This is a genomic window from Mucilaginibacter myungsuensis, assembly GCF_015222005.1.
Classification (GTDB): Bacteria; Bacteroidota; Bacteroidia; order Sphingobacteriales; family Sphingobacteriaceae; genus Mucilaginibacter; species Mucilaginibacter myungsuensis.
Window position 1 is genome coordinate 756,154 of the sequence record NZ_JADFFL010000002.1, and the last position, 13,895, is coordinate 770,048.

Below are 13,895 nucleotides of genomic sequence, written 5' to 3' on the forward strand. Positions count from 1 at the left end.
ATACGCTTCGCATCAACGGTAATGAAATTGAGCTGTTAACTCAGTTTTTGCAAAAGCGCGTCGGCAAATGTATTGAGATTTTTTACGGCTAAGCCTATCTGCCAGGCATCGCGGTTACGTTTTTCAACATAATTTGACACAGACCTGATCTGTATGCAAGGCAGCCCAGCCAATTTACAAGCGTAAAAGAAAGCCGCTCCTTCCATGCTCTCTACCTGCGGGCGCAGGCGGTCTTTGATCTTGGATATGCTGATGTCATTACCATGGACACAGTTGACCGTGATACCTGCAACCTGTTTAACCAGTAGCTTATTCTCTTCGGGCGGTATCGGACTAAGCAGGTTAGATACGGTGGTAGACGCAGAATAAATATGGTCGCCCAGGCAAAGGTCTTTTATCGTCAAAAACTTTTCGCCATCCTCGGCACCTAATTCAGAGAAGGTATCACTTGTGATCTCAACTACCTCGCCCAGATCCAGGCTGCGGTCAAAGCTGCCCGCTATGCCTAAGTTGATGGCAAGGTCATATTGATTTGTCGCTAAATGCCGCCCCAAAGAAAATGCCGTGGCCACCATGCCTACGCCGGTAATCAATAGATCCGTAGTCTGAAGGTCTAAGTTAGAAGAATTGCTTTCGACTTGAGACTTAAGACTTTCGACTGAAAAAAGCGGCTCTATCTCCTGCTGGGTGGCCGCAACTATTAGGATCTTCATGATGGTGAAATGTGAATGCTAAATATAAAAACAAAAGGCACATTTTTGTTTTAGTATATTTGCACCCAATTATTGCTATGATGATATACGTAACGCGCCGGGAACATTTTAACGCCGCTCATCGCATGTACCGCGAGGAGTGGAGCGCCGAAAAAAATGCCGAAGTGTTTGGCAAATGTGCCAATCCTAACTGGCATGGGCATAACTATAACCTGTTCGTCACTATAAAAGGCGAAGTAACACATGCTACCGGCTACCTGCTGGATCTTAAGGACCTTAAGGTGATCATTAACGAGCATGTGATCGAAAAACTCGACCATAAGAACATCAATATGGACGTGGACTTTATGCAAGGCAAAATGGCATCTACCGAGTTGCTTTGCATCGAGATATTTAACCAACTGAAAGGACCTATCGAGGCGCATGAGGGCGTGTTCCTGCACTCGGTACGTTTGCACGAAACCGAAAATAATTCTGCCGAGTACTTTGGCGAATAATTAAATATGAGCAACCACTACATCACCGACGACGATGAGGCGGATGACCTGCCCGGCTACCAAAAGATAGACCGCTACGACCCGCAACTGATCGACAACCTGTCGGCACACTACAAAGACATTTTAACCCAACTGGGCGAGGACCCCGAACGCGAAGGTTTGCTAAAAACCCCCGAGCGTGTGGCCAAAGCCATGCTGTACCTTACCCATGGCTACAAGCTTGATGCGAAGGCGATCTTGACATCGGCCTTGTTTAAAGAGGACTACAGCCAAATGGTGATCGTGAAAGACATTGAGGTTTATTCGATGTGCGAACACCATATGTTGCCGTTCTTCGGTAAAGCGCACATCGCCTATATCCCTAACGGACATGTGGTCGGCCTGAGCAAGATCCCGCGCGTGGTAGATATTTACTCGCGTCGCTTACAAGTGCAGGAGCGTTTAACTAACGAGATTCGCGATTGCATCCAGGAAACCCTTAAGCCAATTGGCGTAGGCGTGGTAATGGAATGCCGTCACTTGTGCATGTGCATGCGCGGCGTACAAAAGCAAAACTCGGTAACCACTACATCAGCCTTCACCGGCGGATTTTTACAGGAAAAAACAAGGGCGGAGTTCTTGAACTTAATTTCTTCAAAATTAAGTTAAGTGACCGGTGATCGGTTAAACAGTGATCAGTTCTTAATGAAATGGTCTCGGGTCAACTGGTCACGTATTAACAGCACATCGACAATTAAACATACGACCGGTCACTGATCACCGGTTAACTAATCAACCGACACAAAATGAAATCATACATTTTCCCGGGCCAGGGCGCACAGTTTGTGGGCATGGGCAAGGACCTTTACGAGAAAAGCGAAACCGCTAAACAATTATTTGAGCAGGCTAACGAGATATTAGGTTTCCGCATTACGGATATCATGTTCGATGGTACCGACGAGGAACTGAAACAGACTAACGTTACCCAGCCTGCCATCTTTTTACATTCGGTAATATTGGCTAAAGCTTTGGGCGATGATTTTCAGCCCGAAATGGCTGCCGGTCACTCCTTAGGCGAATTCTCTGCCTTGGTATCATGCGGTGCGATGAGTTTTGAGGACGGCCTGCGTTTAGTAGCGGCCCGTGCCAACGCCATGCAAAAAGCCTGCGAATTGCAACCATCAACCATGGCCGCGATCTTAGGTCTGGACGATTTTACGGTAGAGGATGTTTGCCAACGCGTGAGTGAGGTAGTTGTTCCGGCTAACTATAACTGCCCGGGCCAGTTGGTGATATCAGGCAGCATTGCCGGTGTTGATAAAGCTTGCGAGTTATTATTAGCTGCAGGTGCTAAACGCGCGTTGAAACTGAATGTCGGTGGTGCATTCCACTCGCCGTTGATGGAGTCGGCACGTGTGGAGTTAGAAGCAGCTATCGTAGCTACCGATACCAAAGCACCTGTTTGCCCGGTTTACCAAAACATCGATGCTAAACCATATACCGATCCGGCGCAGATCAAACACAATCTGATCGCCCAATTGACCGGTGCCGTACGCTGGACACAAACCGTGCTGCACATGTTAGAGGATGGCGCAACATCTTTCACCGAGGTTGGCCCGGGTAATGTGTTACAAGGTTTGGTTAAAAAAGCCAACCGCAGTATACCGACCGAATCAGCTGCATTTGTCGAATAAACACACAGATATTAAATAAAAATTAAAAAAGCCGCAAACTAAAGCGGCTTTTGTTTTTTATGATATTTTTATAGCTGCATTTATCTGATAATAGTTTGACTACCCTTGCCAAGATCCGTTTACTGCTGGCCATTGTTTGCGCCACGTTTTTGCTAACGGCTATTATCGTTAAAGAAACTTTTACCCCTAAGGTAAATCTGGAGCAGAGCGGTGGTATCATCGAGCGCAACCTCAATAAAAAAGAGGCTATCGTAAAAAAGCTCATCGCCGATACGGCTGAGTTCAACAAGTTAAAAACCATATCGGCAAACCCTAAAACGGCTTACAGGTTCATCCAGCATTATACCAGCGATAACCGCATCTGGATATCCACCTTTGTAAACAATAGGGCCAAATTTTGGACCGGCGTAAAATTCTTCCCCGAAGATCCCGCACGGATAACCGACGGTGTGCATTTTTACCAACGACCCAACGGCGCTTACGAGCTGATCAAGAAAAGCGACGGCGCTTTCTCGGTGATCTTTATCATCCCGGTAAAAAACATCTATCACTTTAACAATCGTTATCTTAAAAACGGCTTCGATCAGCCGATCATGGATGACGACCATGTGGATATTGCCGATATTACCGACCGCACGGTTTACCACGTCCACTCGATAGACGACCGCTACCTCTTCTCTATCAAACTAAAACCCGGCCACACCAACCACCGCTTCTACGAATTTGAGTTTATACTATGGCTGATGGGTATTTTGGCGCTTTGTACGCTTATCCATAGTATCTGCAATTATATCGTAGGCAAGGGTTATCCATTGTTATCGTTCATGTTCATGGCGGCGTTCATCGCGGCGTCAAGGTACCTGAATATCATGTATGATATTCCTGCTTTCTCAGAGATAGATCTGTTTAACCCGCGGTATTACTCGGCCAATTTTTGGTTCCCCTCGCTGGGGCATTTCTGTTTAAATATACTGTTCTCGTGCTGGCTGGCCGGCTTCATTTATCGTCACCGGCAACGCGTCATCAAAAAACAGGTCGAAGGTGCGGCGGCTTATGTGTTGGTCGGCTTCTTATCGGTGGTGCTTATTGGCCTGGCGGCACTATTGTTAAGTTTTTATTATGGGTTGATCGTACGGTCTATCATCAATTTTGATGTTACCAACGTATTCAATCTATCAGGCTATAGTTATATTGGGGTGCTAATGCTATGCTTCAGTTTCTTGCTATTCTTCCTGATATCCGACACCTTCCTCACCATCTCTAAAAAGATCATGATACCGGATAGGCACAAGGCCGGCATATTTGCGGCGGTGGTGTTGCTGGCTACTTCGGCAACGCTTGCCTATAAAGATCTTAGCGCTTTCTTTGTGCTGGCGGGCTTGTTCACGCTCATCAGGGCATACTCGGTCTGGTATGATGACGGTAAGTTGAGCGCCACCAGTTTCCTGTGCCTTATTACTGTTTGCGCGCTGATATCGTCAACCAAACTGAATCACTTTTTAGATATCAAACATGCCGAGACCCGCATTAAGCTGATCAAAAAACTGGAGGTTGCTAAAGACGAAAAGGCCGATACCGCCTTCTTTAAAATAGAACGGCAAATGGCCACCGATCCCGAACTGATCAAATACTTTGGTGATAAGGACCATAACGACGATTTCCTGCGCACCCACTTTCAAAAGAATTATTTTGACGGTTACCTGAACAAGTACGATGTAAAACTGCACATCTTTGATCCTGCCGGGGTATCCATCACCAACGATAAGACCTACCAACTAAGCTACTATAAAGACATGGTGGTGTTTGGTGCACTGACCAAAGTATCCGAAAATTTCTATCACGAGAATGACGGCTTCGGCTATCAAAAATACTTTGCCATTTTACCGATCAACACGCGCGATAGCAGTTTAGGTACGCTGGTAGTGACGCTGGTATCAAAACCATTAATGACAGGTAAGACCTTCCCCGAATTGTTAGTGGATGGCGAATCACGACCCGATGAGGCTTATCAGGATTACTCTTATGCTTTTTATTTTGATAATAAGTTGATGATCCAGGCCGGCAAGCTTACCTATAAACTTAACAATGCAGATTTTAAAGGAAAGGTAAAAGAATATGTAACGCAAATGTCGCCGGCCGTCAAGCCCAATATATTGGCACCGCTGGCCCGTACCCGCCACCTTATCTATCAGCCCGAAAAGCGGAAGATGATCGTTGTGAGTATTGAAGAAGACCCGATAGCCCGTTCGGTAACTTCGCTTACCTTCTTCTTTGTCTTTTTGCTGGCCTTTAGCTGGCTGGTGATCTTTTTTAGCTGGATCTGGTCGCGCATCAGGATATTCAACATCAAGAACAAGCGCATTAAATGGGGCTTTAAGCTAACGGTAGAGCGCGTGCTGTACCGCAGCCGCATCCAGTTCTCGGTGATATTTACAGTGGTGTTTACCCTGTTGATGGTGGGCGGTATCACCTTCCAATATATTACCACCCAATACCGCGAACAACAGGACGAAATGATCCGCGAAAAGATCAACCGCATTGGGGCTGTTTTTGAGGCCGGACTAAGTAAAGGGCAATTCTCGGCCAGCCACATGGGCGAGGTGAATTTTAATGAGTTTGCCGACACTTATCTGTCCGATCTGACGCTGTACAGCAAAGAGGGTATAGAGATACTGACCACCCAGCCTAAGCTATACACTTACGGTTTGTTAGCCGAGCGGATGAACGGCAAGGCTTACATAGCCATGAATAGTGAGCAGCGATCGGAATTTGTGAACGACGAACGCCTTGGCGAACTTAAATACAAAGCCGCCTATGTGCCTATTGTTGACGAGCGCGACAATAAAGTTTATTACCTGCAACTGCCCTACTTTAGTAACGAGACGGATATTATTACCCGGATAGGATCATTGCTGAACACCATGATCAACATTTACGCGCTGGTGTTTATTGCGATAGGTTTGGTAGCGGTGGTGATCGCTCGGCAGATCACCTCGCCGTTGAATTTCATCCAGCAGAACTTTAGCCGTACCATTTACGGCGAAAAGAACGAACCGATAGTTTGGGACCGCGACGACGAGATAGGCTCCCTGGTGAAGGAATATAACAAGATGATAGCCGCGTTAGAGGATAGCGCCCAGCGGTTAGCCCGATCTGAACGTGAGAGCGCATGGCGAGAAATGGCCAAACAGGTAGCGCACGAGATCAAGAACCCGCTCACCCCGCTTAAACTGGGCTTGCAGCTGCTGGATAAGGCCTGGAAAGATAAGGACCCAAAATTTGATCAGAAATTTGAACGTTTCAGTAAGTCTTTTGTGGAGCAGATAGAAAGCTTGTCGCAGATCGCGTCAGAGTTCTCCTCGTTTGCCAAAATGCCTGATACGAAGCTGCAAAAAGTGAGTTTGTTTGAGGTAATAGGCCAGGCAGTGATCATTTTTAAACAGATGGACAACGTGACCATTAACTACGAGCCGGGCGAGCAATTCATCATCAATGCCGACCGCGACCAGTTGTTACGATGCTATAATAACTTACTGAAGAACGCCATTGAGGCCATCCCAGAAGAAAGGCACGGCGTGATCAGCATTGAGTATAAGATAGGTGCAGGCAACATCCTGATGACCGTGACCGACAACGGCAACGGCATCCCCGAAGAAATGCGCGAGAAGATCTTTGCCCCTAATTTCACTACCAAAAGCTCGGGCACTGGCTTGGGCCTGGCCTTCGTAAAAAACTCTATCGAGAACGCCGGTGGCAAGGTTTGGTTCGAGACCGAGATCGGTGTGGGTACAACTTTTTTCCTGAGTTTCCCGGAGACGGATTAAGTTCATTTAACGCTGTTAGCTAATTTCATGATCTACATCAAGTGTTGCAGGGTAAATACGGCCCATATTTGTGTCATCAACAAATAGATACATCCACTAAAAATTAAGACCATGAGCACGATCACCACAAAAGACGGAACTGAAATTTATTACAAAGACTGGGGAACAGGACAACCATTGGTATTCCACCATGGATGGCCACTATCAGGCGACGATTGGGACGCCCAGATGATGTTCTTTTTATCACAAGGTTACCGGGTGATAGCGCATGACCGTCGCGGGCATGGCAGATCGAGCCAGGTTTCGGGCGGTCACGATATGGACACTTATGCGGCTGATGTTGCGGCACTGACAGAAGCACTTGATCTGAAGGATGCCATCCATATAGGTCACTCTACAGGCGGCGGCGAAGCTATCCACTATGCAGCTAACCTTGGCAAAGGCCGTGTTTCTAAAGTAGTACTTATTAGCGCGGTCACCCCACTAATGGCGCAGACCGATAACAATCCCGACGGTGTTCCAATGGCGATATTTGATGAGATACGCCAGGGTACGGCTTTTAACAGGCCACAATATTTTCAGGACTTTACCATCCCTTTTTACGGTTACAACCGCGAGGGCGCAAAAATATCACAGGGCATAAGGGATAATTGGTGGCGCCAGGGCATGATGGGCAGCGTAAAAGCCCAGCACGATGGTATCAAAGCTTTTTCGGAAACTGACTTTACCGAAGACCTGAAAAGCGTAAACATCCCCGTGCTGGTACTACATGGCGAGGACGACCAGATCGTACCATTCGCGCTATCGGGAGCCAAGGCTATCAAACTATTACAGCACGGCAAAATGATATCCTATCCGGGCTTCCCCCATGGCATGCCAACTACCGAGGCTGCTACCATCAATAAAGATCTGTTAGCATTTATCCGCTCTTAAGCATCCTTAACGACGGGTTTTCGTCGCCGCAGGGTTCTCTCTCCCGAGAGTACCCTGCGGCGGTATTAGATGATGGAGATCTCATCTCCCGGCGGGACTACCTGTTTATAGAGAACCAAACCGCTATGAAAATGCCTCGTAGAGGCTACCCTTATTCCAATAGTATATCAGCTCTGCATAATCTACAAGGGTAATGCCTGCGGCGCAATACTTTTGATCCGTTTCTTTCTACGGTCAGGTAGCCCTTACAGGGCAAGGAAGGACGCGTGCGTCGACATGGCCCTCCCGTCATGATAGATCCCTATAACATGTTCACGATCGTTCACGGGCTTGTTCTCGGCCTATTTTTGCCCTAAATTTTAGTGCTGATATTCAGTGGGTTATATTTTTGTTCATCCTGACTTTGTTCACGGGTTTGATCTTTGGTGATGATGGTCAGTAAGTTACATTTTCGGGTGCCTTATGTTCACGCGTGAACACGAACGGTGACGTGAGCGATCTTTACGCTGATATTGCTAAACTAATTAGCCGTTTTGTTACCTTAGCCATTGCATGGCAGACGAACAGCGACCCATCCACCGCAAGATCATCCATATTGATATGGATGCCTTTTACGCGTCGGTAGAGCAACGCGACAACCCCGACCTGCGCGGTAAAGCACTGGTGGTCGGCGGCTCGCCCGAAGGGCGTGGCGGTGTAGTGGCTACCGCCAGTTACGAGGCCCGCAAATTCGGCGTGCGTTCGGCCATGCCATCTAAAACCGCGCAGCGGCTGTGCCCGCATGTGATCTTTGTCCGCCCACGGTTCGATGTTTATAAAGACGTTTCCCGCCACATCCGCGAAATATTCAGCCGTTACACCGATATCATCGAACCACTATCTTTAGATGAAGCCTATCTCGACGTTACCGAAGACAAACTTGGCATCGGTTCGGCCATCGAGATAGCCCAGCAGATCAAGCAAGCCATTAAAGACGAGTTGCAACTGACGGCATCGGCAGGGGTATCGATCAACAAGTTCGTGGCCAAGATCGCGTCGGATATCAATAAGCCCGATGGGTTGAAGTTCATCGGGCCTTCGTCTATCGAGCCGTTTATGGAGGCGCTGCCGGTAGAGAAGTTCTACGGCGTAGGCAAAGTTACCGCTGCTAAAATGATGGCCATGGGGCTACACTCCGGTGCCGACCTCAAGAAGCTGACCGAGGATGAAATGAGCCGGCATTTTGGTAAGGCCGGTAAATTCTACTATCAGATCGTACGTGGGATAGATAACCGTGCCGTACAGCCACATCGCGAGACTAAATCTATGGGTGCTGAGGATACTTTTCCGTATGACCTGACCGAGATAGATGAGATGTACACGGAATTGGATAAGATAGCGGAGACGGTGGTGAAACGTTTAGAGCGATATAACTTGCAAGGCCGCACCATCACACTTAAAGTGAAGTACAGCGATTTCAGACAGATCACCCGCAACCAGTCGTTCGCTAAGCCGGTAGGCGATCTGAAGACCATAGCGGCTACAGCTAAAAGCCTGTTGCTAAATAGCGGTGTGGATGATGTGAAGATCCGCCTGCTGGGCATATCCCTATCCAACTTTGGCGAGCTGCCCCAAAAGACCGGCAAACCCGGCGACGCGGGGCAGTTAATGTTATTTTAAATTTTTATGCCACCGCCAAATTAAGCACCTTTGCTTTTATGGCATTGTTCACATCGCGCAAGCAGAAGAAAGACGTAAAGGTCACCTTTCAGGGTGATATGCTTTTTGTGGAGATAGATGGCGGCAAACCACAGGCCTACCCGCTCACCTGGATGCCGCAACTAAAGAACGCCACCGCCGACGAGCAAGCCGATTGGAAACTGACCGACAAAGGCCTGCGTTGGGATAACCTGAATGTTGACATTAACCTTGCCTGATATTCTGTAGCCATACTATGACGTTCGAAGAGTTTTTCACCAAAAAGAAGATCAGCCTGCCGCAACTACAAAGCGGCGAGCCAAGCCTTTTTACGGAGTTTAAGAATCACTACGAACAAATGGGAGAAAAGAGCTTCGACCATACCAAAAAATATTGGTTCAATCAGTTACGCCGGCGCTTCCCGGTATCGGCTGATATTAAGGTAGAAAAAGTAGATATAGCCAACCCGATAGCCGAGCAAACGGTCATGGATGTGCTAACCGCTCCTGCTACAGAACCGACAGCACCAGCTACCGGCTTTAGACCACGCTTCCGCGCAGCGGCAACTCCGCCCAAAACGGAAGAACAAACGCCCGCCAGCCAGGAAGCCAAGACTGATCCTGCCGATGCAACTCCGGCCACCGGTTTTAAACCGCGTTTTAGAGCCGGTGCAACGAAGCAAGCCGAAGAGCCATCAGAAGAAGTAAAATCGGACATCACCGAAGGACCCAAAGCAGAAACACCTGCTGAGACCGAAATTGCCAAGCCGACCACCAGTTTCAAGCCACGTTTTAAAGCAGGGGTGACCAAGCCTGTTGAAGAAACATTGCCTGAAACGATAGCCGAAGCATCATCAGAAAAATCCGTAGAAGCAGAAGCACCGAAACCTGCTGTTGGTTTCAATCCACAGTTTAAAGCAGGCGTTACGAAGCCTGCTGAAGAAGCTACATCTGAACCGATAGCCGAGACGCCAGCAGGAGAGAAACCTGTGGAAGTGGGAGCACCAAAACCAGCCGTTGGATTCAAACCACGCTTTAAAGCAGGGGTTACTAAAGCTGTGGAAGAAGCTGCATCTGAACCGATAGCCGAAGCGCCAACAGAAGAGAAACCAGTAGAAGCGGAAGCGCCAAAATCCGCTGTTGGCTTTAAGCCTCGTTTCAAAGCAGGGGTTACCAACAAACTTGTCGAAGCAACACCGATAGCGGAAGATAAAGTAGAGGAAGTAAAACCGGCCGACCCTATTGCAGAGACAACTCCTGCACAAGCCGCCGAGTCTGACGCAGAACCGTCTGGCGAAGAAAAGCCCAAACCTGTTGGCTTCAAGCCGCGCTTCAACGCGGCTAAAATGAAACCGAAAGATCCCGGGGCTTAATATCAGCCTGCCATTTCGTAGGCTGTGCATTTGCTGATCTTAGCTATCTTGTTACGCAGGATGGTGCGGGCGCGGCAAAGCGTAGTGCGCGACAGCAACTCGGTCATGCCCAAGACGGAGCCTATTTCCTGGTGCGAATAACCTTCGATGGCATACATATTAAATACATTGCGATAACTATCCGGCAGCTGACGGATCATGCGCATCAGGTCTTTGGCCTCTAATTCGTCGTTGCAATAAGCATCGCTGAACATCTCTTCGGCACCCATATCTTCGCAAAGTACGATAGGGCGTTGTTTACGATAGCGTGATATGGACGCATGCACCATGATCCGGCGCAGCCAACCTTCCAGGCTACCCTCGCCCCGGTAATTGTGACGGTTCTTGAATGCTTTGATGAACCCTTCCTGCAGGATGTCCTGCGCTTCGTCGCGGTCTTTAGCGTAACGCAGGCAAACACTTAGCATACGCGATGCAAAGGTCTTGTAAAAAAGCTCTTCCTGTTTGCGGTCGTGGGCAATAACGCCTACCCATATATTTTTTTGTTGTAAATCGGTGATCATGGCAATTAGCTGATATGCCATACTATGCCAAATTTATTGCCTGTTTTGTACAGATCTGTAAATCAATCAGATAGAATCATGTCGAATCAACGAAAGTGTTCGTAAACGGACGGTGAGCGTACGGTTTGGATATGCGGGATCCACCGGATAGTGGTGAGGAGATAGCAGTCCCTACTTCAACAACTTATTGATGTTCTTACAGCCGTTGCTGATGGAATCCATGTAGTATTCCCAATCGGGCTGAGGGTCGGTTATCTCATAGCGGAGTTGCTCCAAACACAGGATCATTCCGGCCAGCTCGTTCTTAATGTCGTGCTTAAGCTGGCGCAATGCTTCAAATTCGGGGGGGTTCTCGGCTGGTTCCATCGCTATTTGCCCAAGTTAATGGCCTTCATTTTATTGTAGAGCGTTTTGCGGTCTATCTTTAATATCTCGGCAGCTTTGGTTTTATTAAAGTTAACCTCGCGCAGCACTTTTAATATCGTATCGTATTCGGCCTCTAAAGCGGCGTTCTTAAGATCGTGCTTTGGTTCTTTCGGGGTGGCTTGCTCAGCAGACTGCAAACTTACAGGGGCGGCAGTTTCTTGCGGGGCCGACATGTATTTGCTGTTGATAGATATCTCCAGCGGCAGGGCTTTCATTTGCACCTCTTCGCCTTCGGTAAGTAAAGCGGCACGGCGCACCACGTTCTTCATCTCGCGGATATTGCCCGGCCAGCGATAGTTCATAAAGCACTCCTCAACTTCGGGCGAGAAAGCTGTTACACCACGGCCCAACTCGTCGTTAGCCATTTTAAGGAAGTGGTTGGCCAGCACCATAATATCGGTACCGCGTTCGCGCAGGGCCGGCATGTAGATACCGAACTCGTTAAAGCGGTGGAAAAGATCTTCGCGGAATCGGCCTTTTTGGATAGCGTCCTGCAAATTCTCGTTAGTAGCTACAATAATGCGCACATCCAGATCTATCTCTTTGGTGCTGCCAATGCGTTTTACCTTACGCTCCTGCACGGTACGTAGTAGTGATGCCTGGATATCGTACGACAGGTTGCCCACCTCATCAAGGAAAAGCGTACCGCCGTTGGCCATCTCAAAATGGCCGATCTTGGTATATAAAGCGCCCGTGAACGAGCCTTTCTCGTGACCGAAAAATTCACTTTGGGCCAGCTCCTTGGTTAGCGAGCCGCAATCCATGGCAATAAATGGCTGGTCGCGGCGCGGACTGTTCAGGTGGATGCTCTTGGCGGCCGACTCTTTACCCGTACCACTTTCGCCCATAATAATTACACTGTAATTGGTTGGGGCTACAAGTTCTATTTGGCGGATCAACTCGCGCGAAGCACGTGATTGACCGGGAACGAATTCGGGCGCGAAATTGGCTTTTTTTGCCGCAGCCGAAGTTGGTTTTGGCGTGATGGCTGCAACCGGCTCGTCGTTATTAAGTGCGTTGCGGGTCTCTATCGCTTTGGTAATAGTGTTCAGGATCTCATCAGGATACAGTGGCTTGGTGATGTAATCATAAGCCCCCATTTTGATCAGCTCGACAGCCATTTTGATATCCGAATAGCCGGTGATGATGATCACGCCTGTTTTCGGGTAATTCCCCTTGATATGTACCAGCATTTCGCGGCCGTCGGTATCCTCCAACCTAAAATCGCAAAGCACAAGGTCATATTCATCGCTCTTAAGCAATTCCATGGCCCTGGCGCCATTGTTGGCAGTGGCCACTTCAAAGTTGTTGCGTGTTAAAAATTTAGAAAGCAACAACCCAACATTTACTTCGTCATCAACGATGAGAATTTTCTTCATAGTTCCGAACTGGATTTCAAAGGGTACTGTATCACGGGTCAAGGTACACACAAATTTGGTAAAAAATAAATTCCTAATAAGAGGAATAAAGAATATTAACGGTTGAAAAAGTCTGTTTGCGACATTTCAGGCCAATATTTACCTCTAGTGTACTCTGATACGGCCTTTATACGGTGCCCGTTCATAAAAGGATCCGTAAAGTTATTAGTTTTTCGCAGATGGTAAAATTTTAACCATTGATCAATATTTAGCGATATTCGCCCGCTTTAGTACCTTTGGCGTGATATGAATCATACCTTCAGACAGGCTACCGTAAACGATACAGAAACCATTCGCCAACTGGCCGAGCAAACCTGGTGGCCAACTTATTCGTCCATCATATCCGACGAGCAGATACGCTTTATGCTGGCCGAGATCTACGCGACTGACAAGATCAGTCAACAGATCGCAACCAACGAGCAGACCTTTTTGATACTGGAAGAGGTAGACGAACCTGTAGCCTTTGCAGGCTTCTCGCCCCGTGCCGAGGATCCCGAGATATATAAACTACATAAACTCTACTGTCTACCCAAAACGCAGGGTAAGGGATACGGCAAGATCCTGATCAACGCTGTTGTGGATGAAGTTAAAAAAGCCGGCAAGCACATCCTCGACTTGAACGTTAATCGACATAACAAAGCCCTCAGCTTTTATCAAAAGATGGGTTTTGAAGTGGCTTATGAAGAGGACATTGCAATTGGCCCTTACTGGATGAATGACTATGTGATGAGGTTAACGGTTGGCAGTTTATAGTTAGCAGTGGACAGTTAAAAAAAAGACCTATCCAAGGCTAACTTTT

The 13,895-nt window shown here is 47.9% G+C and carries 13 protein-coding genes; 9 read left to right on the forward strand and 4 right to left on the reverse strand.

Annotated features, from left to right (window positions below; genetic code table 11):
- Positions 1 to 35: 35 nt before the first annotated feature.
- Entirely contained in the window at positions 36 to 713 is a 678-nt protein-coding gene (gene mqnB, locus IRJ16_RS07145) for a futalosine hydrolase (protein ID WP_194110836.1), read from the reverse strand.
- 80 nt (positions 714 to 793) lie between these two features.
- Here mqnB and IRJ16_RS07150 point away from each other — a divergent pair, with 80 nt between their 5' ends.
- The 8 genes from IRJ16_RS07150 to IRJ16_RS07185 all read left to right on the forward strand — a co-directional run bounded on the left by IRJ16_RS07150 (position 794) and on the right by IRJ16_RS07185 (position 10,689).
- Positions 794 to 1,210, forward strand: coding sequence for a 6-pyruvoyl trahydropterin synthase family protein (locus IRJ16_RS07150; RefSeq protein ID WP_194110930.1), 417 nt, complete (start codon positions 794 to 796; stop codon positions 1,208 to 1,210).
- Positions 1,211 to 1,216: 6 nt separating this feature from the next.
- Entirely contained in the window at positions 1,217 to 1,858 is a 642-nt protein-coding gene (gene folE, locus IRJ16_RS07155) for a GTP cyclohydrolase I FolE (protein ID WP_194110837.1), read from the forward strand.
- Between the two features lie 137 nt (positions 1,859 to 1,995).
- Positions 1,996 to 2,883 (forward strand): ACP S-malonyltransferase, encoded by an 888-nt coding sequence (gene fabD / locus IRJ16_RS07160; protein WP_194110838.1) that lies wholly within the window; start codon positions 1,996 to 1,998, stop codon positions 2,881 to 2,883.
- 95 nt (positions 2,884 to 2,978) lie between these two features.
- A complete protein-coding gene (locus IRJ16_RS07165) occupies positions 2,979 to 6,707 on the forward strand; it encodes a sensor histidine kinase (RefSeq protein WP_194110839.1) in 3,729 nt (1,242 codons plus the stop codon).
- A 111-nt stretch (positions 6,708 to 6,818) separates the two neighbouring features.
- On the forward strand, positions 6,819 to 7,640 hold the full coding sequence (locus IRJ16_RS07170; protein ID WP_194110840.1) for an alpha/beta fold hydrolase: 822 nt from the start codon (positions 6,819 to 6,821) through the stop codon (positions 7,638 to 7,640).
- A gap of 552 nt (positions 7,641 to 8,192) precedes the next feature.
- A complete protein-coding gene (gene dinB / locus IRJ16_RS07175; protein WP_194110841.1) occupies positions 8,193 to 9,299 on the forward strand; it encodes a DNA polymerase IV in 1,107 nt (368 codons plus the stop codon).
- Between the two features lie 38 nt (positions 9,300 to 9,337).
- Positions 9,338 to 9,556, forward strand: a complete 219-nt coding sequence (locus IRJ16_RS07180) for a DUF2442 domain-containing protein (protein ID WP_194110842.1) — start codon at positions 9,338 to 9,340, stop codon at positions 9,554 to 9,556.
- Between the two features lie 17 nt (positions 9,557 to 9,573).
- Positions 9,574 to 10,689, forward strand: coding sequence for a hypothetical protein (locus tag IRJ16_RS07185; RefSeq protein WP_194110843.1), 1,116 nt, complete (start codon positions 9,574 to 9,576; stop codon positions 10,687 to 10,689).
- Between the two features lie 2 nt (positions 10,690 to 10,691).
- Here IRJ16_RS07185 and IRJ16_RS07190 read toward each other — a convergent pair whose 3' ends face one another.
- From IRJ16_RS07190 to IRJ16_RS07200, 3 genes are all read right to left on the reverse strand, one after another.
- Entirely contained in the window at positions 10,692 to 11,252 is a 561-nt protein-coding gene (locus IRJ16_RS07190; protein ID WP_194110844.1) for an RNA polymerase sigma factor, read from the reverse strand.
- Positions 11,253 to 11,423: 171 nt separating this feature from the next.
- Positions 11,424 to 11,618 (reverse strand): hypothetical protein, encoded by a 195-nt coding sequence (locus tag IRJ16_RS07195; RefSeq protein WP_194110845.1) that lies wholly within the window; start codon positions 11,616 to 11,618, stop codon positions 11,424 to 11,426.
- Between the two features lie 2 nt (positions 11,619 to 11,620).
- Complete coding sequence (locus tag IRJ16_RS07200) at positions 11,621 to 13,057, reverse strand: sigma-54-dependent transcriptional regulator (protein WP_194110846.1); 1,437 nt, start codon at positions 13,055 to 13,057, stop codon at positions 11,621 to 11,623.
- A 285-nt stretch (positions 13,058 to 13,342) separates the two neighbouring features.
- Between IRJ16_RS07200 and IRJ16_RS07205 the strand changes: the two genes are divergently transcribed.
- Entirely contained in the window at positions 13,343 to 13,849 is a 507-nt protein-coding gene (locus IRJ16_RS07205; RefSeq protein WP_194110847.1) for a GNAT family N-acetyltransferase, read from the forward strand.
- Positions 13,850 to 13,895: the final 46 nt, after the last annotated feature.